This is a genomic window from Frankia sp. BMG5.60, assembly GCF_059428125.1.
Genome location: NZ_CM182091.1, coordinates 6,408,523 through 6,430,389, shown reverse-complemented (window position 1 = coordinate 6,430,389; position 21,867 = coordinate 6,408,523). Strand labels below are relative to the sequence as shown.

At 73.8% G+C, this 21,867-nt stretch carries 15 protein-coding genes; 8 read left to right on the top strand and 7 right to left on the bottom strand.

The window, feature by feature from the left end:
* Positions 1 to 120 precede the first annotated feature (120 nt).
* Positions 121 to 690, bottom strand: a complete 570-nt coding sequence (locus tag AC5R91_RS26310; protein ID WP_495393974.1) for a TetR/AcrR family transcriptional regulator — start codon at positions 688 to 690, stop codon at positions 121 to 123.
* A gap of 119 nt (positions 691 to 809) precedes the next feature.
* On the opposite strand from AC5R91_RS26310, the gene AC5R91_RS26305 reads away from it, so the two are divergent.
* From AC5R91_RS26305 to AC5R91_RS26285, 5 genes are all read left to right on the top strand, one after another.
* Positions 810 to 2,054: a cytochrome P450 gene (locus AC5R91_RS26305; RefSeq protein ID WP_495393973.1), complete on the top strand. Its 1,245-nt coding sequence runs from the start codon at positions 810 to 812 to the stop codon at positions 2,052 to 2,054.
* 182 nt (positions 2,055 to 2,236) lie between these two features.
* Positions 2,237 to 2,680, top strand: coding sequence for a nuclear transport factor 2 family protein (locus AC5R91_RS26300; RefSeq protein ID WP_251743306.1), 444 nt, complete (start codon positions 2,237 to 2,239; stop codon positions 2,678 to 2,680).
* Positions 2,677 to 3,750, top strand: coding sequence for a ResA-like WAxxUGC motif-containing protein (locus AC5R91_RS26295; RefSeq protein ID WP_495393972.1), 1,074 nt, complete (start codon positions 2,677 to 2,679; stop codon positions 3,748 to 3,750). Before AC5R91_RS26300 ends, AC5R91_RS26295 begins: the two co-directional genes overlap by 4 nt.
* Positions 3,747 to 5,174, top strand: coding sequence for a phosphotransferase family protein (locus AC5R91_RS26290; protein ID WP_495393971.1), 1,428 nt, complete (start codon positions 3,747 to 3,749; stop codon positions 5,172 to 5,174). Before AC5R91_RS26295 ends, AC5R91_RS26290 begins: the two co-directional genes overlap by 4 nt.
* A gap of 99 nt (positions 5,175 to 5,273) precedes the next feature.
* Positions 5,274 to 6,413 (top strand): ResA-like WAxxUGC motif-containing protein, encoded by a 1,140-nt coding sequence (locus tag AC5R91_RS26285; RefSeq protein WP_495393970.1) that lies wholly within the window; start codon positions 5,274 to 5,276, stop codon positions 6,411 to 6,413.
* Here the strand turns inward: AC5R91_RS26285 and AC5R91_RS26280 are convergent.
* The 6 genes from AC5R91_RS26280 to AC5R91_RS26255 form a co-directional block, all read right to left on the bottom strand.
* Positions 6,392 to 6,613: a hypothetical protein gene (locus tag AC5R91_RS26280; protein ID WP_495393969.1), complete on the bottom strand. Its 222-nt coding sequence runs from the start codon at positions 6,611 to 6,613 to the stop codon at positions 6,392 to 6,394. The two genes, AC5R91_RS26285 and AC5R91_RS26280, sit on opposite strands and share 22 nt — an antisense overlap.
* Positions 6,614 to 6,644: 31 nt before the next feature.
* On the bottom strand, positions 6,645 to 9,374 hold the full coding sequence (locus AC5R91_RS26275) for an MFS transporter (RefSeq protein WP_495393968.1): 2,730 nt from the start codon (positions 9,372 to 9,374) through the stop codon (positions 6,645 to 6,647).
* A 34-nt stretch (positions 9,375 to 9,408) separates the two neighbouring features.
* Entirely contained in the window at positions 9,409 to 10,914 is a 1,506-nt protein-coding gene (locus AC5R91_RS26270; protein WP_495393967.1) for a N,N-dimethylformamidase beta subunit family domain-containing protein, read from the bottom strand.
* Positions 10,915 to 11,117: 203 nt separating this feature from the next.
* Complete coding sequence (locus tag AC5R91_RS26265; RefSeq protein WP_495393966.1) at positions 11,118 to 11,414, bottom strand: acyl carrier protein; 297 nt, start codon at positions 11,412 to 11,414, stop codon at positions 11,118 to 11,120.
* Between the two features lie 180 nt (positions 11,415 to 11,594).
* Positions 11,595 to 12,167: a flavoprotein gene (locus AC5R91_RS26260; protein ID WP_495393965.1), complete on the bottom strand. Its 573-nt coding sequence runs from the start codon at positions 12,165 to 12,167 to the stop codon at positions 11,595 to 11,597.
* 113 nt (positions 12,168 to 12,280) lie between these two features.
* On the bottom strand, positions 12,281 to 14,635 hold the full coding sequence (locus tag AC5R91_RS26255; protein WP_495393964.1) for a protein kinase domain-containing protein: 2,355 nt from the start codon (positions 14,633 to 14,635) through the stop codon (positions 12,281 to 12,283).
* 514 nt (positions 14,636 to 15,149) lie between these two features.
* On the opposite strand from AC5R91_RS26255, the gene AC5R91_RS26250 reads away from it, so the two are divergent.
* Genes AC5R91_RS26250 through AC5R91_RS26240 form a run of 3 tightly spaced genes read left to right on the top strand, consistent with a single transcriptional unit; the run spans position 15,150 to position 21,734 of the window.
* Positions 15,150 to 17,330 carry a TIR domain-containing protein gene (locus tag AC5R91_RS26250; protein ID WP_495393963.1) on the top strand — a complete coding sequence of 727 codons (2,181 nt, stop codon included), beginning with the start codon at positions 15,150 to 15,152 and terminating at the stop codon, positions 17,328 to 17,330.
* A 4-nt stretch (positions 17,331 to 17,334) separates the two neighbouring features.
* Positions 17,335 to 18,285: a hypothetical protein gene (locus AC5R91_RS26245; protein WP_495393962.1), complete on the top strand. Its 951-nt coding sequence runs from the start codon at positions 17,335 to 17,337 to the stop codon at positions 18,283 to 18,285.
* The gene (locus AC5R91_RS26240) at positions 18,282 to 21,734 is read left to right on the top strand and encodes a helicase HerA domain-containing protein (RefSeq protein WP_495393961.1); all 3,453 of its coding nucleotides are present in this window, start codon (positions 18,282 to 18,284) and stop codon (positions 21,732 to 21,734) included. Before AC5R91_RS26245 ends, AC5R91_RS26240 begins: the two co-directional genes overlap by 4 nt.
* Positions 21,735 to 21,867 lie beyond the last annotated feature (133 nt).

Genomic DNA, 21,867 nt, shown 5'->3' with positions numbered 1-21,867 from the left:
TACTACTAGACTAGTGGTCTAAAGGCTGGCGGCGCAATGCCGGAGGCGCGGCGCCATCGCGCCCGCGCAGCGGCGCGCGAGAGCCCCGGTTCGCCGAGATGACGCTTGCGGACCGTCTCGCTAGGACGGAGCGCCGAGGGCCGCGTCGACGATGCGGTCGGCGAAGTCGCGGTCGACGGGTGCGCGTTGAATCGTCACCCGGAAGATCAGCGGGCCGAGGATCTGGGCGAGCAGTTCGTCGTTGTCGCGCTCCGCCACCGTCTCACCGGCGGCGACCGCCCGGTCGATCGCGGCGCGCAGCAGCGATGAAATGCGCCGCAGCAGATCGTCGCGGAGTTCGGCCACGGCCGGGTTCCGGTCGGCGGTGGCGATGACGGTGGTGAGGAACTGCCGCGCGACCGGCTGGGCGAGATCGGCCCCGGACCGGATCAGCTCGCGGCTGAGCCACTCCCGAAGGGGGCCCTCGCCGGCGCGCAGCAGCGGCTGTTCGGTGATCTTCAGCGCCTCGGTGATCAGGTCGACCTGACGCGGCCAGTGCCGGTAGATCGTCGCCCGGCCCACCTCGGCCCGCTGCGCCACGCGCTGGTGCGTCAGCGCCGCGGGCCCCTCCTCCTCGAACAGCGACCGCACGGCGTCGCGCACCGCGGCGCGGGTACGGGCGATTCGGGCATCCTCGACCGTCGTCTCCACGGGCCGAAATTCTATGAGACGCCTTGACTCACAAAAGATTTATGAGGCACTCTGCCTCACATGCCCGGGATGAGTCGTGGGTCACACGGCGCGCCGGTGGACGAGTCGAGGGGACAGCGATGACCGACGACCGCAACAGCGGGAAAATCACGCTCAACGATCTTCCGATCGCGCGGGATCGGGACGCGGCCTGGCGCCAGCTGCGCGAGCACGGTCGCACGGTGCACCTCGACGGCGGCATCGCGGTCACCGACGTCGAGACCGTCGAGACCGTGTTACGGCAGCCGACGGTCTTCTCGTCGAAGAAGGCGTTCGACGTCCTCGGCAGCCCGCTGCCGCTCGTTCCCATCGCCTTCGACCCGCCCGACCAGACCCGCTACCGCCGCATTCTCCAGCCGTTCTTCAGCCCGCGGGCCATCCGACCGCTGGAGGAGGAGCTGCGCCGGCAGATCATCGAGATCATTGAGCCGTTGGTGCAACGGGGGTCCTGCGAATACGTCTCCGAGGTGGCGGGAATCTTCCCGGTCCAGGTATTCCTCACGCTGTTTGGGCTCCCACTGGAGATGCGCGACCAGTTCATCGAATGGAAGGACGCCATCCTCGGGCTCAGCGACCCCTCCGGGAACACCGCCTTGGACGAGGCCGCGACCGAGGCCGCCATGGCCACGGCGCTGGGGCTGTTCAGCTACCTGTCCGACCTGGTCCCGACGCGCCGCGGCGTCGCGGGCGACGACGTCCTGAGCCAGCTTCTGTGCCCGCCGAACACCGAGGCCAGCATGGGCGACGAGGCCCTCACGGACGAGGAGGCCATCGGCCTGTGCTTCCTGTTCGTCCTGGCGGGTCTGGACACCGTGGTGGACGCGCTCTCGTTCGGCATGGACCGGCTGATCCGCAACCCGGCCCGGCGCCGCGAGATCGTCGACGATCCCGCGCTCATCCCGGCCGCGATCGAGGAGCTTCTGCGTCTCGACCCACCGGCGCCGTTCGTGCCGCGGGTGACCACCGAGGAGACGGTGCTGGACGGGCGGACGCTGCCCGCGGGCACCCGGGTCACCACCAACCTCGCCGCCGCGAACCGGGACGAGCTGCGTCATCCCGACCCCTACACGGTGAACTTCCACCGCGGCGAGAGCCCGCACCTGAGCTTCGGCGCCGGGGTGCACCGCTGCCTGGGGTCGCACCTGGCGCGCCTGGAGATGCGCCTGGTGTTCGAGGAGTGGCACCGGCTGATCCCCGACTACGCCCTCGCTCCGGGTGCGTCGCCGCAGGTCAAGTGGCCGCGCGGCACGCTCGGACTGGACACTCTGCCGCTGCTCTTTCCCACGTCGGCGCCGTCCACCGGGTCGGGGGCGCAGGCGTCATGAGATAGGCAGTTGAGTTCATTTATCGACCTGATCCTTGCGGTTTGTCGGGGGCGGTGGTTATGGTTCGCCCGGGCCTGCCCGGAGGATCCCGCTGCCCCCGGACACCTCGCCGGACACCTCGCGCGAGGGCCCTGCAGAAGCCGACCCAGCGGGCCGACCCGACCTCCGAGGAGGGCTCCCGCATGGGTACACGGCAGGAAGCACCCGTCCGCGAACTCCTGCGCCTGTTCGACGAGGGCGACTTCGTCGGCAACATGGACCGGCTGCTGGCCCAGTTCACCGAGGACGCGACATACCAGATGAGCGTGCCCGGCCGGGAGGCGCTGCGCGGCCGGGAACTCATCGCCAAGGAACTCGCTCGACAGGCCGGCGACTACTCCGACTGCGTCTGCGAGATCCTCACCGTGGTCAGCGACGACCGCCACGTCGTCACCGAACGGATCGACCATGTGACGATGCTGCACGACGGCACGCGGGTGTCGAACCCCCTGCTCGCCATCTTCGAGGTGAACGACGACGGCCGCATCGTCGCCTGGCGCGAGTACTGGGACGCCCTGTCGCTGTCGCACCGCATGGGCGTCGACCCCGGGACCATGCTCGGCCTGATGGGCCTGGAGACGGCATGATCCTCGACGATCTCACCGTGGACCCCGCCGGCTTCCACGCCGGCACCGGCTGGGCCATCAAGCCTCAGGGCGCCTGCAAGGGCGACGTGTGCGTACCGTTACCGAGCTCGGTGCGCCGGCCCGACGGCCGGCTCGACGTGACGGGGCTCGCCGAACGTCTCGGCATGGGCCTGGTGGCGGACGAGGCGCACGGCGTGTGGGCGCTGGGCCCGGAGTCCGCGGTCACCGGCCGGGCGCTCACCACCGCCGAGGCGCCGGCGCTCGAACTGCCCCGGCTGGACGGGACGCCGTGGCGGCTGGACAGCCTGCGCGGGCAGAAGGTCGTGCTCGTCGCGTGGGCCTCCTGGTGCGGCTGCCGGGAGGACCTACGGCTGTGGAGCGCGCTGCGCGAGGAGCTGCACCCGCTGGGCCTCGAGGTCGTCACGGTCGCGCTGGACACCGGCGGTCCGGACGCCGCCCGGCCCTGGATCGAGAAGGCCGGGCCGAACCATCCCGCGCTCATCGACGCCCGGCACGAGCTGGGGGCGAAGTTCGGCGTCGTCAACGTGCCCAACGGGCTGTGGATCGACGAGGACGGCGTCATCGTCCGCCCGGCGGAGCCGGCGTGGATCGAGGATCCGCACGCCAGCTCCGAGACTGCCGCGCGGTCGCTCGACGAGCTGCCCCCCGACCACCGTGACGTCCGCGCCGAGATCGGGAAGATGGCCATCGACCCGGCGGTGTACCCGGCGATGATGAGGGACTGGGTGGCGAACGGCCGCGCCAGCCGGTACGCCCTCCAGCCGCACGAGGTGCTCGAACGCGCCCGGCCGCGCGACGGCGCCGTCAGCCGGGCAGCCGCCCGCTTCGAACTCGGCGAGTACGTCCACCGCGCCGGCGACCACCCCGCCGCCGTCGCCCACTGGCGCGAGGCGCACCGCCTGCAACCCGACAACTGGACGTACAAGCGCCAGGCCTGGAACCTCGCCGACCCCGAGTCCGTGCGGACGATCGACGCGTACGGCACCGGCTGGCTCGACGACGTCCGCGCCCTCGGCGCCGAGAACTACTACCCCCAGATCCAGCCGTGACCGGCGCCGCGGCAGCCGAGGACGCCGCCGACATGTCCGGGGGCGCCGCCGCGTCCGGGGGCGCCGCCGGCCCGGTACCCGCCGCCCGCACCGCGGAGGAGGACCGCCTCGTCGCCCGGGTCGAGGAGCTGGTCGGGGGCAGGGTCACCGCGATCGAGCGCCAGCCGCGCTGGCGCAAGGCCTGGTACCTCACCGTCGACCGGGACGGCACCCGGATCCCGCTGTACGTCCGCGGGGACAAGCAGATCGACGCCGAGCCCTACCCGGGGTTGGACCGCGAGGCCGCGATCCTGCGGATCCTGGAGCGCAACGGCGTCCCGGTCCCCCACGTCCACGGCATGAGCAGCGATCCGATCGGCATCGTCATGGACCGGGTGCCCGGGACCCGCGACGTCGCCGAGGCGGCGGACGACGAGCAGCGCCGGGGCATCGCCGAGCAGTACATGGAGATCCTCGCCCGGATGCACAGCATCGACGTGGCCGAGTTCGCCGCCGCCGGCATCGAGGTTCCGACCACGCCCGAGGGCGCGCAGCTCGCGTTCGTCGACGCCAACGAGCGGCTGTACCGGCGAACGAAGAAGGCTCCCGAACCGCTCGTCGAGTGGGCGCTGCGCTGGGCGCGGCGCCGGCTGCCCACCGCCGGCAACCGGGCCCGGTTCATCCACGGCGACACCGGCCAGTTCCTGTTCGTCGACGGCCGGATCACCTGCGTCTACGACTTCGAGGCGTCGCACGTCGGCGACCCGCTGTCCGACCTGGCCGGGCTGCGAACCCGGGCCGGCACCGAGCCGCTCGGCGCCGACATCGAACACATGATCCGCCATTACCAGCGGGTGGCCGGCACGACCGTCGACCCCTCGGCGCTGTCGTTCTACACGGCCACCTACATGCTCACCGCGGTGATGGCGCTCAGCGGGCCACTGACCGAGCTGCGCACCGCCGATCTGCAGGCCGAGTACCTGACCTGGGACCTGATGGTGCGCCGGGCGATGCTGTGGGCGATCGCCGAGGTCGAGGGCGTCAAGATCGAGCCCGCGCCGCCGGTGACCCTCCCGACGGGCTACCCCGCCCGCGTCACCACGGTGCTCGCGGGCACCGTGCGGCGGATGGTGCCGGCGACGCCCGTCGACGAGGCCAACCAGAGCGCCGCGCTCGCCCTGGCCCAGTGGGCGGGCGCGATGGTCGCCGTGGGGGCGGCCAACGTCGAGCGCGACCTCGACCGGGCCGCCGCCCTGCTCGGCCACCGCCCCGCCGGCCAGGCCGCGGCCGACGCCGAGCTGGAACGGTTCGTGCTGGCGGCCGGGCCCGAGCACGACGTCGCCCTGCTGGAATACTTCGCCGCCCAGACCGAGGCGCGGGTCGCCGAGGCCGTACCCATGCGGCAGCGGCTCGAGCAGTACGCGCTGCCAAGGGTCGTCCTCTGAACCTGAACGCGACCCCGAGCCCGAGCGCGCCCCCGAGCCTGGACGCGAGCCCGAGCCTGGATGCGACCCCATGCCAGCCCTGATCCGAGGGAGCAACCCATGCTGGTGAGCACGGACACCGTGGACCCGGCGGTCTTCACCGCGGGCACCGGATGGTCGATCAAACCGCAGGGCGCCTGCAAGGGCGAGCACTGCGTACCGCTGCCGGCCGAGGCGCGGGACGCCGCCGGTGACATCGTCGTCGAGGTGGTCGCCCGCCGGCTCGGGATGCCGCTCGTCGTCGACGCGGAGCACGGGCTGACGGCGATCGGCCCCGAGGCCGCCGTCACCGGCCGGATGCTGACCATCGCCGAGGCGCCGGAGCTGACGCTGCCGACGTTCGACGGCGCGACGTTCCAGCTCTCGCGGCTACGCGGCACGAAGGTGCTGCTCGTCGCCTGGGCGTCCTGGTGCGGCTGCGCCCACGACCTGCCGCTGTGGGCCGAGCTGCGGGAGCGGCTGCGCGGGAACAACCTGGAGATCGTCACGGTGGCGATGGACGTCGCGGGGCCCGAGGCCGGGCGGCAGTTCGTGGAGCGCGCGGCGCCGCGGCACCCGGCGGCGATCGACGCCGAGCACAGCCTCGGCCGGCTGTTCGGCGTGGTCAACGTGCCGAGCGGGGTGTGGATCGACGAGGCGGGGATGATCGTGCGCCCGGCCGAGCCGGCCTTCCCCGGCCGGGTCGTCATCTTCGACGAGTTACGCGAGGCCGACCTGGCGCGCGAGGCCGCCGCGAGCGCCGGCACCCTCGACCGGATGCGCGAGGTGCTGCGCAGCGACGACGGGCTGTCCGACTCGACCGTCTCGCTGGTCGAGATGACCCGGGTCATCGCCGACCACGCCGAACCGGAGCTGTACCTGCGGATGCTGCTCGACTGGGCGGACAAGGGCGCGGCCAGCGAGTACGTCCTGGCGCCGGACGAGGTCGTCGCACGCTCCGCGCCCCGCCCGCCCGACGTCGCGACGGCCGCCGCCCACTTCGAGCTCGGTCAGCATCTCGAACGTGCCGGCGACCACCTCGCCGCGGTGGCGCACTGGCGGCGGGCGCACGAGCTGCAGCCGCTGAACTGGACCTACAAGCGCCAGGCCTGGCGCTTCGAGTACGGCCCCGACGGCCAACCGGACCTTTACGACGGCTCCATGGAACAGGATCTACGCGCCGTCGGCCCGGCGAACTACTACCCCAGACTGCGCCCCTGACCGCCGCCAAGGGGGCGGGGCGCATAGATGTGGTGGGCCGCCTTTGCGTAGACGGCGCCGACCATGAATCCGCCGGCTGCGTAGCCGTCGGTGCCGGAATCGAGCCAACCGCCCACCCAGCCACCGACGAGCCCCGTCACGATGGGCGCGGAAGCGGTGAGTACTAGCAGCAGCGCAAACCGCCACCTTGGCTGTTTCATCTCGCAATCGTTCCATGACGGACGGCTCGCGTCAGCCCGGCGCAGCCGGCGCGACCGGGACCGCGGACTGGGCGGCCGGGACGAGCAGCCGCGGGCGCCCGGTGCCGTCGGCCGGGACCGTCCAGGTGTCGGCGAGGGGCGTGCCGGAGCCGGGGTTCGCCACGGCGTAGCTGACGTGGTCGTGGTCGGTCCAGGCGGCCTGGTCGTCCACGTTGCGGGTCTCGGCCAGCGGATGGTCCGCGCCGGTCGCGAGATCGAGGACGTGCAGGCGCCAGGTGGCGGGGGCGAAGCCGTGGCTGCGCCGGGACTTGTAGGCGATGCGGTCGCCGTCCGGAGACAGCGACGGGCACTCCACGCCGTCGCGGAGGATCTCCGCCCGCCGGTCGTGCACGTGCCCGCGGATCAGGTAGTAATGATCGCCGGTGTGCAGGGTGGCGTAGAAGGTGTCGGAATCCGCCGCGAAGGTGACGCCCCAGAGGTTCTCGTCGATGGCGTGTAGCCGGCGCCCGCCCCGCGTCACGGCGAAGTCCTCCAGGTCGGCGACGATCCGGCCGGCGGTGAGGTCGATGAGCAGCGTCCGGGTCGAGAAGGTGTCGATGTTGTAGGCGTCGCCGACGACGAAGGTCGTCACCGCGCCGATCCACCCGTCCGGCGCGACCCGCGTGCGGCTGGCGAGGCCCGCGATCGGCAGCCGGAACAGCACGTGCAGCCGGTCGTCGAACACGGCGACCCCGGCGCGGGCGGACGCCCGGTCGTCGCGCAGGCAGATGCCGCGTCCGGCCCGCTGGTCCACCCGGTCACAGGTCAGGGCCGTCGACGCGCGCGGGCCGGCCGGATCGCGCAGGTCGGCGGCCTCGACCCGGCCGAAGCCCGCACCTTCGGCGGCGTCGAGCACCAGCAGGTGCGGGCGGGCCAGCAACGCCGGCAGCGACGCGGTCATCGGCACCGGGCGGGCGGCGCCCGGCGACGCCGCCGGCCCGGTGCGGTGTGCGGCCGACGCCCGGACGGCGGCCGCCTCGCGCCGTCCGTCCCGCACGCTCACCACCACCACTGCGGTCAGGCACACCGCGACGACCACGGCGAACGCCCCCACCCGAAGGCCCGACGGCCATCGCAGTCCCCGTCCGAGACCGCGGCCGCGACTGCGCGCTCCCCTGGAGGCTGCGGAGACCGCTGCTACGGGAACGCCGGATACGGGGATCGCGGATGCGGAAACGGCGGGCGCGGAAATCGCGGGCGCGGAAATCGCGGGCGCGGCACGGCTGGTCGCGGCGCGCCGGGAAGCGGCGCGTCTGGACGCGGGGAGCCGGGGAGCGGGAACGGCATCGGCGGGGCGGGGAGCCGGATGTCCGGGTCGGAAGGAACGCAGCAGCACCGCCGCGCACGTCCCGCTCACCAGGGTCAGCACGAGCGCGTCGGCGAGGGCGGCGCCCGGTCCGAAACGGGTCCAGACCGCGCCGAAACCGAGCGTCGCGGTCCCTCGCCCGGCGGCCAGCACGACACCGACGAGGGCGAGCCCCGTGGTGCGCGCCGACGCGGGCACGGTCTGACTGGTCAAGGCGGCGATCACGCCGTCCGAGGCGGCGAAGTAGATCCCCAGCAGCACGGGCAGGGCGAGCACGCTCCACCCGTACGGGGCCGGGGCGAGCAGGACGGCGAAACAGCAGCCGAGCGCCACCTGACCGCCGAGCAGTACCCGCCCGGCGCCGACCCGGTCGGCCAGCCGACCCATCGGCACCGCGAACAGCAGATAACACAGCGACTCGACGACGAACAGGGAGGGGAAGAGCCGGCTGTCCACGCCGGCCTGGTGGCGCAGCGCCAGGAACAGCAGCGCATCGCTCACCGCGGGCAGGCTCAGCAGGGCCGCCGCCGCAAGCAGCCGGCGCAGCGCGCGGTTCGCCCACAGCTCGGCGAGAGGAGTCCACAGCCGGCCGGGCGCCCCACCGGCCGGCGTCATCGCGGGCTTCGGCCCGGCGTCCGCGGGGCGGCGGTTCTCCACGAACAGTGCCAGGACCGCGAGGCCGACGACGGCGATGAGGAACGCCGCGGTGAACACCGTCGAGTAGGAACCGGGTGCGACGCCGAGCAGGGCCACGGCCAGCAGCGGCCCGAGCAGCGCGCCGCCGGTGTCGAACGCCCGGTGCAGCCCGAACGCCTCGGTGAGCCGCCCGCGGGGCGCGGACAGCGAGATGAGCGCGTCGCGGGGACCGGTCCGGATCCCCTTGCCGAGCCGGTCGGCGCCGAGCCAGGCCAGCACGGGCAGCCAGCCGTGCGCCCCGAGCAGACCAAGCCGGGAGGCCGCCGACAGCGCGTACCCGGCGCCGGCCGCCTCGCGGTAGCGCCGCCACCGGTCGGCGAGCAGTGCTCCGGCCAGCGCGGCGACCGCGGCGACGACCTGGAGGAGACCGTCGGCGGCGCCGAACTGCAGGGCGCTGAATCCCAGTCGCACGGTCAGATACAGGGGCAGCACCGAGGCCACCATCTCGGCGGACAGGTCGGTGACCAGGCTCGTCAGACCGAGGAACAGGACGTTGGCGGACACGGCGGGCGCCGCGGCCCCCGCGTCGGTCTCGGCCCCGGCCCCGACATCGACATCGGCCCCGGCCTCGGCCTCGGCCCCGACATCGAAATGGGGGCCGGCTTCGGTGCTCGCGCCGGCCTTGGCGTCGACATCGCCGCTCAGGTTGTCGCCGGCCTCGACGCCGGTCTTCCGGCTGCGTGCGGACTCGGGCAGCGGGCCCCGCCCCGCCAGGTACACGGCCGGCCCCGCTACCGCGCCCGACCCCGGCCGGTCAGTTCTTCTCTCCCGGCGCGGTGCCGCCGTGGTCCTCGGCCGGGACGGCGTCGACGGCGGGATGGCGCAACCCGGCCGGACCCGCGGCGAAGGCGGTCAGCAGGTTCGTGGTGATCTGGGTGATCGCCCGTTGGATGACCGGGCCACCGGTCCCGGGCCCGCAGACGTCGGCCAGCGGGCAGACCCAGGCGCTGGTCCCACTGTCGAACACGCCCGCCCCGGACGGCGTCGTGTAGTAGCTGACGTCGGAGAAGTCGTGGACGCCGCGGCAGGTGATCGGCGAGTGGGCGATCACCTCGATCGGCCGCGGGGTGGGGTAGGCGAGGTCGACCCGGTCGTACTCGGAGCCGATCAGGCCGGGCAGGCGGGCGCCGGCCGCGAGCCCCGTGCCCTCGAGCAGCCACGACTGCGGGCGGGCGACGATCAGGTCGCCGTGGACCGGGTTGCACTGGTACATCCCGCCGGTCAGCGAGCTTTCGGGGTCCGCGTTCGGCGGGGAGGGCCAGTTGGCGGTGATGTGCGCGTCGTCGCGGCCGTACAGGGGATCCTCCTGCCCGACCTTGTAGGCGGTCTCCAGCCGATCGGGTCCCAGCGGCGACGGGTCGAGGCGGATCCGCCGGTACACGGCGTTGGCGCCCAGAAACGCGAGGTTCGTGCCGCGGTCGCGGGCGGCGGTCAGCGCGGCCCGCATCGCCGGGGAGTAGTACTCGTCGTGGCCCAGTGAGATCACCGCCCGGGCGCCGTCGAGCAGGTGCGGGTCGGCGTGCAGGTCGAGATCGGTGGCGTAGGACACCGGCAGGCCGAGGCGCTCGGCGAGAGCCACGAGGGGCTCCTCGTTGCCGGTGAAGTCCGCCGCGCCGTCGCCGTAGTCGTACGGCCGGTCGAACGAGACGACCCTCGCCCGGTCCGCGAAACCGCGCGGACCGTGGTAGAGGCTGTAACCGCCCCAGGCGTTGTAGGCCTGCCAGGTGGTCACCGCGCTGAGGATCACCACCCGTCCCGCGGCGGACGGCCCCCGGACGGTCAGCGGCACGTACCGGTGGTTTCCGTCGGAGGCGTCCAGCCGGAACAGGTAGTCACCGGGCGGCCAGGAGGCGGTGGCGAAGGTGGTGGTGGGTGCCCAGGACGCCGCGGAGATCGTGTTGGTCGCGGGGCTGTGCGCCTGGCCGGCCTGGCGACGGCCGGGAAGCGGCCCGACCGTCGTCATCAGGCGGCAGGTCCGCCCGCCGTACCACCCGGTGCGAAAGGCCGAGATCGTCAGCGAGGGGGCCGTGGTCGACGCGAACAGCCGGACCGGCGTGCCCGCGGCGACGCTGGCGTGGTCGAGCCAGCCCTCCACCGCGTTCTGCGGGCCGAGCTGACTCAGGCCGCACTCGGCCCCCGGGCGGGCGTTCTCGGCCCGCACGTCGAAGCCCCGGGCCTGATCACCGCCGGGGCCGGTCGACGTCGGGACGCGGGCCGCCTCGGGCCGGCGCGGCGGGGGTGTGCCACCGACGCATCCCACGAGGACGAACCCGCATCCGATCACACAGACAAAGGCCACAAGGCGGATGAGTCGGCGCCGACGCACGGCTCATCGTCGCAGTATCCGCCGCACCCGGCCTCCCGGGGTGGCCGAATCCGACCGGATCGACCGGGTATGGCGCGCAGGCCCAACCTCACCAGCACCTCACCAGGACCCGGCCGGACCGGATCGGTCAGATCAGGTCAGGTCACGGCGGAACCCGCGGCCGGAGTGCCGGACAGGTGGGCGAGGTACCGGTGGCAGGCCCTCGCACGGTCGGCGTCCTCCCTCATCAGGGTGCGGAAGAACTCGGCGATCTCCCGCTCGTCGGCGTTCTCCGCGTCGCGGATGAACTGGTCGTAGTCGTTCCCGGCCTTCAGCGCGTGGTACTGCACCGTGATCAGGTCGTGGACGATGTCGCTGAACCCGGTCGCACCAGTCGCCCCGGTCTCACCAGTCGCCCCGGTCTCACCAGTCGCCCCGGTCTCACCAGTCGTCATGGGATGCCTCCTTCGCAGTTCCGGGAGGTCGCAGGGATATCCACGGCGTTCCGCGGAGGCTCGCCGCCAAACATCCCGCGCCGCCGGAACGACGACCGGAATCGGCGGCGGGGGCAGGCAGGGACGCAGGCGGGACAAGACGGGCCGTCCCGGTGGGAATGTTGCAGGACAAAGGACCTTTCATCTGGCCTGCCCCGTCCCGCCACGAGCCGGCGGGAGGGCTTCGAGCGCGGCACGCAGGCCGTCCCAGGGAAAGGCGGTGTTCTCCCGGCCGGGCTGGTCGGCGCCGCCGCGCGGGTCACCGGGCCGACCGAACACGAGGCGCACGCCCCAGGAGCGCAGCGCCTCGACGCTCGCGGCGTAGGCGGGGTGGCCGGCCAGGGCACTGTTCGGGTAGGGCGCCATGATGATCGGCAGACCCGCGCCGAGAGCCTCGTTGAGCAGGCCCAGCGCCAGGGTGTCCGAGATGCCCGCGACGATCTTGTTGACGGTGTTGAACGTCGCCGGCGCGACGACGAAGACGTCGGCCGGCGGCAGCACGTCGGGCTCCCCCGGCCGCTTGTACGCGGAGCGGACCGGATGGCCGGTGAGCTCGGCGAGCCGCCCGGCGTCGAGAAACACCATCGCGGCCGGAGTGGCGATCACGCACACGTCCCACCCGGCGGACCGGGCGTGCTCGACGAACGCCGGCAGCTCGACCGCGGGATACCCACCGCAGGCGACGAGGTAGAGCACCCGACCGTCGGTTGTCATGAACCATCCTCCCGCGGACCGTCTCGGCGCACGGGCGGCTGCCCGCCGACCGGATCGTCCCGCCTGCACCGACCGCGGTCGACCGAACCCCGCCCACCGGGCGCAACCCGCGGTCAGTACAGGATGCGCTGGCCCGGACCGGATCCGCCGGCGGCGAGCGCACGCGCGGGCATCCGGTAGAGCGACGCCTGGGTGGCGTCGTTGCAGGTGTAGTACAGGTCGCCGCCGCGATCGGCGAGGACGCCGAACAGCCGCTCGGTGTCGCCGACGCACGCCTGTCGCAGGACGGGCCGGGCGAGGGCGACGGCGCCGGCGGTGGCGGTGGCGGTGGCGGTGCGGGCGGTGCCGGTGCCGGTGCCGCCCGGCCGGTCCCCCACCTGCCAGACCGTCCCGTGCCGGGCGTCGGTGAACAGCACCCCCTCGCCGCCAGGGGCCGGCGTGAGGCTGGTGATGTCGGCGTCGTCGAGGCCGCGGTCGACCACGGTCCTGATCCGGCCGTCCTCAACGACGTGGATGCGGGCGTGCCCGTCGGCGTACGACAGGACGTACACCCGGCCGGCGGCATCGACCGCGACGCTGTAGGCGTTGGCCAGCGGGACCTCGCTCGCCCGGTCGGTGCCGTCGTCGTACCGGCGTTCGTGGGCCGCCCGGTGGCCGCGGGCGGTGGCGGCGCCGTTGCCGGCGACGAGCTGCGCCGCGGTGGTCCGGTAGTCACCCGATCCGGCGGCGGGATCGATCTTCCAGACCTGGCCGACGTAGCCGGTGGTGAAGTACAGGACCCCGCTCGGGCTCACCGCGACGCTGGTCGGCGTGCCGATCTGCGCGCCGACGTTCTTCGGCCCGCCCCCACCGCCCACCGGGCAGATCGTCGCCGGCGCCACCGACTTGCCGCGGTCGGCCGCGCCCGCCAGCACCCGGTCCACCGCCTCCGTCGACGGGCGCCCCGCGACGGTCTCGACCCGCCACGGCTGACCCGCCGGCCGGTAGACCCGGCGGACGACGCAGTTCCACTCGTCGGCGACGAAGACGGACCCGCCGCCGGCGGCGATGCCGGCCGGGCGGCGCAGCGCGGCGACCGCGGCGGGTTCGTCCCGGGCCGGTCCCGGCTGGCCGCTGCGGTCGGCGGCGGCCCGGCCGACGACGGTGCTGGCCGCCCCCCGCGCGAACAGCGTCAGCGCGTGCTGGCTGGAGTCGGCGAGTAGGATGCCGCCGTCGCCGTCCGCCGCCAGGCTGACCAGGCCCCGCAGCGGCAACGGCGCGCTCACCGGGTACGCCGGCGGGGCACTCGGGCGGACGGGCGCGGCCGCGGGTCCGCCGCCGCCACCCGATCCGACGCGCAGGACGCCGGTGGCGAGCAGCACGGCGACGGCGAGGACGACCGCGATCAGCGCCGACGCGGACCAGCCGAGCTTCCCCGCCCGCGCCCACACCGGCCTGGCCCCGTCCCGCAGGGACCGCAGGGACCGCACGACCCCGGCGTATCGCGAACTGGACCCGCCGCCGCCCGCGCCCGGGGGCCGACCGTCGGTCGGGAGGCTGGCGTCCGCCGGCCGGTAGCGCCGCGTCGGCGGGAGCGGGCCGCGGATGCGGCGACGCAGGTCCTCGTCGCCGCGGAAGCTGATCCCGGTGCCCGCCAGCCAGTCCGGTCCGAACGCGTACCTGGTGGCGGCGATCAGGTCCGCCGCGAAGGCCAACGCGCTCGGCTGGCGGTCCGCCGGATCCTTCGCGAGCGCCCGCAGGGTGACGGCCGCCAGCTCGGCGGGGATCCGCGGCAGCGGGTGCGGCACGGCGCGGCGGTGCCGCTCGGCCATGACGTGTGGACGCGGGTCGGCCCCGAACGGCGGCGAGCCGGCCAGCAGCTCGTACAGCACCGCGCCGAGGGCGTAGACGTCGGCGGCCACCCCGGCGGCGGAGAGGTCGAACTGCTCGGGCGCCAGGTACGGCGTCGAACCGACCACGCTCGTCGGCGTGGCGGTACCGGTCGCCTCCAACAGCCGCGCGATGCCGAAGTCGGTGAGCTTGGGCGCCCCGTCCGCGGCGAACAGGATGTTCGACGGCTTGATGTCGCGGTGCAGCAGGCCCTCGCGATGCACCCGGTCGAGGGCGACGGCGACCGCCGCGACGGTGGCGCAGGCGGCCGGCGGCGCGAGCCCCGCCTGCGCGCGCCGCGCGAGCGTCCCGCCGGGCAGCAGCTCCATGACGATGAGCGCCATGTCCGCGTCGCGCACGTAGTCGAGGACCCGGACGATGTGCGGATGGTCGAGGCTGGCGACGATCCGCGCCTCGGCGTCGACGCCGTCGGCGGGCAGCTCCGGCGCGGGCGCGGGCACCGCCAGCACCTTGACCGCCACGTCCCGGTCGAGCCGGCGATGCCGGGCGGCGAACACGCGGCCGAATCCACCCCGGCCGAGCTCGGCGCCGATCTCGTAGTCCGGCAGCACCGCCTGGACGTGCCCCTGCACGATCACGCGCTACTCCGCGTCCGCCGCGTTCCCCCGCCGCCCCGGCCCGCCACCAGGTCGGGATCATCCGTGAGCCGACTATAACCGAGCGCCTCCGGCCGATCCGGCGCCAGAGCGGTCAGCGTGCCGGGGCGCGGACGACGACCGGGACGGTGACAGCGAGCGCCCGTGGCCGCCCGGGATTACCGCCGACGTCCTATCCACCGTCCCCGACACGGGCCCGATGGGTTCTTCGAAACGGCAGTTCGGGGCGGGAGGACTCCCTCGCCGTTGTTCTCCGAGCAAACACCTCGGATTTCTCGGCCGGGAGGTCGGCGGGTTTCGGGGAACACCGCGTCGGTCGGATCGCGAGAGAAGGTGCCACGAAAAGCACGGGCCGCTCGACGCCCGGCGGTGGGTGATCGGCTGTCGGCTGCGGGCGGCCCCGCGGGTACCGGAACCACCGGCCGTCACGGGCCTTGCGGCCCGGTGGCACAATCGGCGCCGAGTCCGAAACGGGGGTGAGGACGGCGTGTCGGCCATGGGACGATGGGACTTCTTTCTTTCGTATGCGGCCGAAGATCGCCAGTGGGCCGAGTGGCTCGCCTGGCAACTGGAGTCCGCGCATTACCGGGTGCTCATCCGGGCCTGGGACTTCGTGCCAGGATCGAACTGGAGCCTGCATATCCAGCAGGGCGTCGTCGGCGCGGAACGCACCATCGTCGTGCTGTCTGCGGCGTATCTGCGCTCCCTGGACGACACCCCGGAGTGGCAGGCGGCGTTCGCCGCCGACCCGTCCGGAGCCGGGCGGCGGCTCCTGCCTGTCCGGGTCGAGGACTGCGAGCTGCCCGGGTTACTGAAGCAGCTCGCCCCCATCGACCTGTTCGACCAGCCCGCCGATTCCGCCCGTGACACGCTGATCGCCCTGGTCCGGCACGCGATCGACGGACGCGCGAAGCCGAGTATCGAACCAGCCTTCCCAGCCCAGGCGCAAACCCGGCTGGCCGAACCCGCCTTTCCCTCGGCCCCAACCGGCTGTGGCTCGCGGGCCGGAAGTCCGGCCACACCGCCGACCGGCGAAGCGGCGTCCGCATGGCGACGAAGAACGAACCAGGCCGCCGGCACTGCTCGCCCCCCGGTCGCCGCACCCGGTGGTCCGCCCCGGACCACGCAGCCACGGCCCGCGACGATGCTGGCGATCCGGCCGGGCAGCGGCAATGCCTCGGTGTCTTCCTCTCCGAACGCGGCCCCAGCCTCTCCGCTCTCCGACCCTGCCGCCCGAGGCCCATCAGACCCTGCCGCCCGGGGCCCAGCGGAGGCCGCCCGCAATCCGGGGCAGGCCGCCCGAGACGCACCACGCGCGAACCCGCCAAAGAAGTCAGGTCGGCCGGCGGCGGCGCCCCGGCGCCGGCGCGGTGGATCCTGGGCGACGCTGCCCGCGGACCGGGTCATCCGGCTGGCCGACACGGTCGAACCGGCGGTCCGCGCCGCGCTGGACCCGTTGCCCGCCGACGCGCCCGCCGTCCTCGGCTACCGCCCGGACGCACAGCCGTCGCTCGCCGCCTGCCAACGGGCGTTGCTCGCCGATCTGGAGTCGGTCGCGGTGGCGCTGTTCCCCGACTGGCTGCCAGGCGCCGAGGTCATCGAGTCGGCGGGCGGGGTGGGCGTGGCCGCGGCGCGGGCCCTCGCCAGCCGGAGCGCCGCCGCGCTGGACGTCTTCGGGCCGTACCTGGCGGATCTGGCCGAGCGGTCCCTGCGCGGGGCGCCGACGGGCACGCGGTTCACCGTCGAGGTACGGGCCGCGGGCGTCGCGAAGGCCATCGCCGCCGGGTTCGGCCGTGATCGGCTGGTGCTGCTCGTCGATCCGGGGGCATCCGGGGGTCGGCTCCGCGACCGACGGACCGCCCTCGACGCACTGGCCTGGTTCGCCTATACGGCACGCGTCGGCGTGTGGTTGACCGGGCTCCCCGACGGCCCGGACGCCGACCAGGTCAGGACCGTGTCCTGCCCCGCGAGCGGGCGCCCGGCCCCGGCCGACGGGGCGTCCGAGACTGCGGCGTCCCCGCTGCCGGGCGAGGGCGCCACACCGACCCCCGCGGCCCTGACCACGGCCGCGATCAACCAGATGGAGCCGACGGCAGCGACGCGCGAGGGGCGCATCCGGGCGCGGAGCGCCGGGGCGGAGCCGGCCCGGCCGCAGTCCACCTGGAGGGCGCCAGCCGCCCCACCGTCGGCGTCGACGACGACGGCACCGACGGCGACGGCGACACCGACAACGGCGACAGCGACGGCGACGGCGACGGATGAGCCGGGTATGCCGGCGGGCGGCGATGACCGACCGAACCGAGTGGTCCTGCCGGCGGTCGTCGGCCGGCCGCATCCGGCGAGCCGGGCGGAGAAGCGGCTCGAAGGCGCGTTGCGCGCCAAGGAGTGGGCGCACGGGCGGGCCTGGAACCAGCCCTACCGCTCCGGCCCCCTGACCGGGCTGCACTACCTCGACCTCATCTGGTCCGCCGAGCGGGTGGTCATCGAGGTCGACGGCCCGGAACACCGCGGGATTGCGCACTACGAATCGGACCGGCGGCGGGACGCCGAACTCGTCCTCGACGGTTTCGCCGTCCTGCGGTTCACCAACGACCAGGTGCTCGACGACGTGGACGCCGTCGCGAGCCAGATCGAACGATGCGTCGAAGCGCGCCGAAAGACTCCGAAAGAGGCATAGGACCATGACCCCCGCCAACTCCCCGACCCCCGCCAGCTCTCCGACCCCCACGAGCTCCCCAGCCCCCACGAGCTCCCCAGCCCCCACGAGCGCCCCGGCCCGCCCGACCACGGCGCGCCGCACGGGATCAGCCAGCAGCGACCGCTCAGCCCTGTCCGCCCGGGAGGCGGCGATCCTGCTGGCCCTGCTCGCCCAGGACCGGCCGATCTCCAACGAGGAGCTGCGCGAGCGGTTCCGCTTCACCCTGGTCGGCGCCGAGCGCCGCCGGCTCAACGAGCTGCGCCTCGTCGAGAGCGGCAAGGTGCCCGGGCACGGCAACTTCCTGTTCCATCAGGTCACCGACGCCGGCTGGGCACGGGGCTGCCAGGAGTTGGCGCCGCGTCCGATCGAGACGGGCACCCTGCCCGCCGGGGTCTTCTTCGCCGTCGCCGAGGGCCTGCACCGGTTCCTGGAACGGGAGCAGATCGCCATCGGGGAGTTGTTCCGCGCCGATCCGCCCGGCCCGGCCGATTCCCCGCCGGCGAGTGCCACGACCCCGGCGCTGCCCGATCCGAGCACGGAACCGGCGGCGGGCACCGCGACGGCTCCATCGACAGCGACGACGGCAACCGTGGACGCCGAGCCCGCGGACGAAGCCAGGCCTGCGGACAGCGGTCGGCCCGCGGACGGCCTGGTCGACGAGGACGGTGGCGTGGCCATCGAGGCGGCTATCCGGGCGGCGTACGCCAGTCTCGCCGCCGGGCCGTACGACTGGGTGCGGCTGGCGAAGGTCCGCCCGCTTCTCGGCGGCACGGCCAAGGCTCAGGTCGACCGGGCGTTGCGGCGGATGGCGCGCCAGCCGGACGTGCGGGTCGTGCCGGACGAGGACCAGAAGTCGCTGAATGCCGCGGACCGCGCGGCGGCGGTCCGCATCGGCGAGCACGACAACCACCTGCTGCTGATCGGACCGGCATGATCACCGAACTGGACGCCCTGGCCGCTGTCAGGCTGGACTGGGTGCACGCGCTGGAGGACGTCTGGCGCAGCTCCCCGGTCCACGTCGACGGCCTGCACACGGAGCCGCGGCGACGCATCCTCGCCGCGCTGATGGAGGCCGACACGCGCAAGCCGCTCGGCGTCGTCGTGCAGGGCCAGGCCGGCGCGGGCAAGACGCACCTGCTTGGCTGGGTCCGTCAGCAGGTCCAGGAACTCGGCGGGTACTTCTTCCTGGTCGGGCACGCGAGCAGCGAGGCGTTCCATGCCAGTGTCGTCGGGTCGATGCTGTCCGACCTGTTCCGGCCCGTCGACGGGGAGACCCAGCTTCGACGGTTCCTGCGGTCGCTGTGCGAGCTACTGCGCGTACCCGCGGAGCTGACCGCCTCCGTCGTGGGCGAGACGGCGTTGGAGCCGGGGCACCTGAAGGACCTCATCGTCGCGCTGGGCGACCACGACCGGGCGCTGGCCCGGGAATGTCAGCACACCCTGCGGGCTCTGACGCTGTACAACTCCGACGACTACGACGAGCTGACCGTTGGCGAGACGTATCTGCGATCGATGGACGAACAGGAGCCCGGCGAGCGGGCCCGCCGCGGCATCCGGCCCGCCACCCGCCGCCCGGCCGACATCGTGCACGAGCTGTCCCGGCTGCTGGCCCTGACCGGGCCAAGCGTGATCGCGGTGGACCAGGTCGACACGGTTGTGGCCGAGGCAGCGGTCCGTGACGACGATCCGGACGGGCGGCGCGGCGGGTCGGTGGCGTTCAACGTGCTCGCCGACGGGCTGCTCATGCTGCATGAGCGGACCGAGCGGACGCTGTGCCTGCTGGCCTGCCTGCCAGCGAGCTGGATCCTGTTCCGGGAGAACGCGGTGACGTCCGTGCGCGACCGCTTCCACGAGATCATGCCGCTCAATCGGCTTGAGGATCCCGCGATCACCGTCCGAATCATCGAGCGGCGGTTCCGGGAGGACTTCGACCGGATCGGCTTCACCCCGCCGTACCCGACCTGGCCGGTGAAGCGCGCGGCGTTCGACCGCGCCCCCCACTACACCCCACGCGAGCTGCTACAACGCATCGACCGGCATCTGGAGACCTGCCTGTCCGCCGGCGTCGTCCGCGAGCTGGACGACTTCTCCGCGCAACCCGACGCGCACGCTGCCGCCCGGGCCGCCGAACCGGCCAGGCCCGATGCGTCCGCAACCGCGGCCGGATCCGCCGGGACCGTCGGATCCGGTATGGCTGGGAGCGCGGGGGAAGTGGCCGGCCAGGCCGAAGCCCGGCCGGCGGCCGCGTCCCAGGAGGGTGCGAGGCGAGTCGGTTCGACACCCGCGGCGGACGGGAACTCGACCGGGCCGGCCTCGACCGCGGGGACGCCGCCGCATCCGGCCGAACCATCCCTGGCGGCGCTGGACGCGGTGTTCGCCGAACTGGTCGCGACCGTGCCGAGCGTGACGCCGGCCAATGAGGACATCGTCATGCCGGAGCTACTGAACGCGGGACTCACCGCCTGGATCACCGAGAACGGCGGGACGCGCCGCGGCTTCGGCCTCGAACCGAGCCCGAGCGCCCGACCGCCGCTGCACGCCCGGCTGTCCCACACCCTCAACGCCGAGACCGGCGAGCAGGCTCAGTGGTCGTTCCGGGCGATCACTTCCGGCCACGGCCGGGCGATCCTGCCCCGCATCACCAGCGCCTGCGTCATGTCCGGGATCGCCGCCGGCAATCCGCGCCGGCGGCTGTTCCTGCTGCGCAACACCGACTGGGGCCACGGCACGAAGACGCACGAGGCACTCGCCGCCTTCACCGAGGCGGGCGGCGTCGTGCACCGCCTCGACCGCGACGACCTGGCCACCTTCGCGGCGCTGCGGACCCTGTTCGACCGTCAGCATCCCCACCTGCGCGAATGGCTGACCGCGCGCCGCCCCGCCAGCGCAACGTCCCTGCTGCGCACGGCCTTGGGGGACGCCGCCGTCGAACCCCCCGGCGGCGCCGCAGAACCCGAGGCCGGCGCCGCGCGGACAGTGGACGACAGGGCGGGTGCGGCCGGCGGCTGCCCGACATCGGCGAACGGCTCCCCCGACCGGGTCGCCGGCATCCCCGCCCCCACCGAGCGGACGAGCGCGCCGGGCACGCCGTCCGCCTTCGTCCTAGGCACCTCGCTGGCTTCGGCGGAACCGGCCCGGCTCGATCTGGCCGTCCTGCGCCGGCACGTGGCGATCTTCGCCGGGTCGGGGTCGGGCAAGACCGTCCTGATCCGGCGGCTGATCGAGGAGGCGGCGCTGCGGGGCGTGTCCTCGATCGTGCTGGACCCGAACAACGACCTGGCCCGGCTGGGCGAGGCGTGGCCGAGTCCGCCGGCCGGCTGGCAGGGCGAGGACAAGAGCCTCGCCGACGACTACCTCGCCGGCACCGACGTGGTGATCTGGACGCCACGGCGCGACGGCGGCCGGCCGGTGAGCTTCCAGCCGCTGCCCGACTTCGCCGGTCTGCGCGACGACCCGGACGAGTTCGCCGCGGCGATCGACGCGGCCGTGGCCACGCTCGCCGCGCGGGCGGGCGTGACCGGCGCGACGTCCCGGGCCAGCATCGGCCGGGCGATCCTCACCGCCGCGCTACGTCATTTCGCCCGAGGGAACCGGTCCGGTCTGACCGCGTTCGTCGAGCTGCTCGCGGACCTGCCCGACGGGGTGACCGACCTCGACCCGGCCGACAAGCTCGCGAAGAGCCTGGCCCAGACGCTGCGCGCGGCGATGGTGAACGATCCGCTGTTCGGCGGGCAGGGCGCGCCGGTCGATCCCGGGGCGCTGCTGCGCCCGGCCACGGGACGCCGCGCCCGCGTCTCCGTGATCAGCCTGATCGGGCTGCCTCAGGACGAGCAGCGGCAGAGCTTCGTCAACCAGCTCCAGCTCGCCCTGTTCGCCTGGGTGAAACGCAACCCCGCGGGCGAGCGTCCCCTCGGCGGGCTGTTTGTCATGGACGAGGCGCAGACGTTTGCCCCGTCGGGGCCGACGACCGCCTGCACCGCGAGCACGCTGGCGCTCGCCGCCCAGGCCCGCAAGTACGGCCTCGGGCTGGTGTTCGCGACCCAGGCGCCGAAGAACCTGCACAACGGCATCCCCGGCAACGCCACCACGCAGTTGTTCGGCCGGCTCAACAGCCCGACCCAGATCGACGCGGCCCGGCTGATGGCGCGCGCCAGCGGCGGCGACGCGGCGGACATCGGCCGGCTCGGCGTCGGCGAGTTCTACGCCACCAGCGAGGCGTTGACCTTCGAGAAGATCCGCACCCCGCTGTGCCTGACCCACCATCCCGCCTCTCCCCTGACCGACGAGGAGGTCATCGCCCGCGCCAAGGAGGACTGGCCCCCGAGACGCGCACCGACGACGGTTCCGCTGCGCCCGTCTCGCGCACCCGCGAGCGCCAAATAAGCGCATAAGGCGCCAAGCGGGCACCCGATGACGCGATTGTCCGGGCTGATCCGAACGCCCGAACGCCGTCGGCCCCGACTATTAGCGTCCGATCCGTGGCCCGCTGCGGGGGCGGCCCGGTCGGAGGCGGACA

Excerpts from the sequence above, each read along its gene's own strand:
- AC5R91_RS26305 (WP_495393973.1), top strand. The coding sequence starts at position 810 with ATGACCGACGACCGCAACAGCGGGAAAATCACGCTCAACGATCTTCCG.
- AC5R91_RS26300 (WP_251743306.1), top strand. The coding sequence starts at position 2,237 with ATGGGTACACGGCAGGAAGCACCCGTCCGCGAACTCCTGCGCCTGTTC.
- AC5R91_RS26295 (WP_495393972.1), top strand. The coding sequence starts at position 2,677 with ATGATCCTCGACGATCTCACCGTGGACCCCGCCGGCTTCCACGCCGGC.
- AC5R91_RS26285 (WP_495393970.1), top strand. The coding sequence starts at position 5,274 with ATGCTGGTGAGCACGGACACCGTGGACCCGGCGGTCTTCACCGCGGGC.
- AC5R91_RS26280 (WP_495393969.1), bottom strand. The coding sequence starts at position 6,613 with ATGAAACAGCCAAGGTGGCGGTTTGCGCTGCTGCTAGTACTCACCGCT.
- AC5R91_RS26265 (WP_495393966.1), bottom strand. The coding sequence starts at position 11,414 with ATGACGACTGGTGAGACCGGGGCGACTGGTGAGACCGGGGCGACTGGT.
- AC5R91_RS26260 (WP_495393965.1), bottom strand. The coding sequence starts at position 12,167 with ATGACAACCGACGGTCGGGTGCTCTACCTCGTCGCCTGCGGTGGGTAT.
- AC5R91_RS26250 (WP_495393963.1), top strand. The coding sequence starts at position 15,150 with ATGGGACGATGGGACTTCTTTCTTTCGTATGCGGCCGAAGATCGCCAG.
- AC5R91_RS26245 (WP_495393962.1), top strand. The coding sequence starts at position 17,335 with ATGACCCCCGCCAACTCCCCGACCCCCGCCAGCTCTCCGACCCCCACG.
- AC5R91_RS26240 (WP_495393961.1), top strand. The coding sequence starts at position 18,282 with ATGATCACCGAACTGGACGCCCTGGCCGCTGTCAGGCTGGACTGGGTG.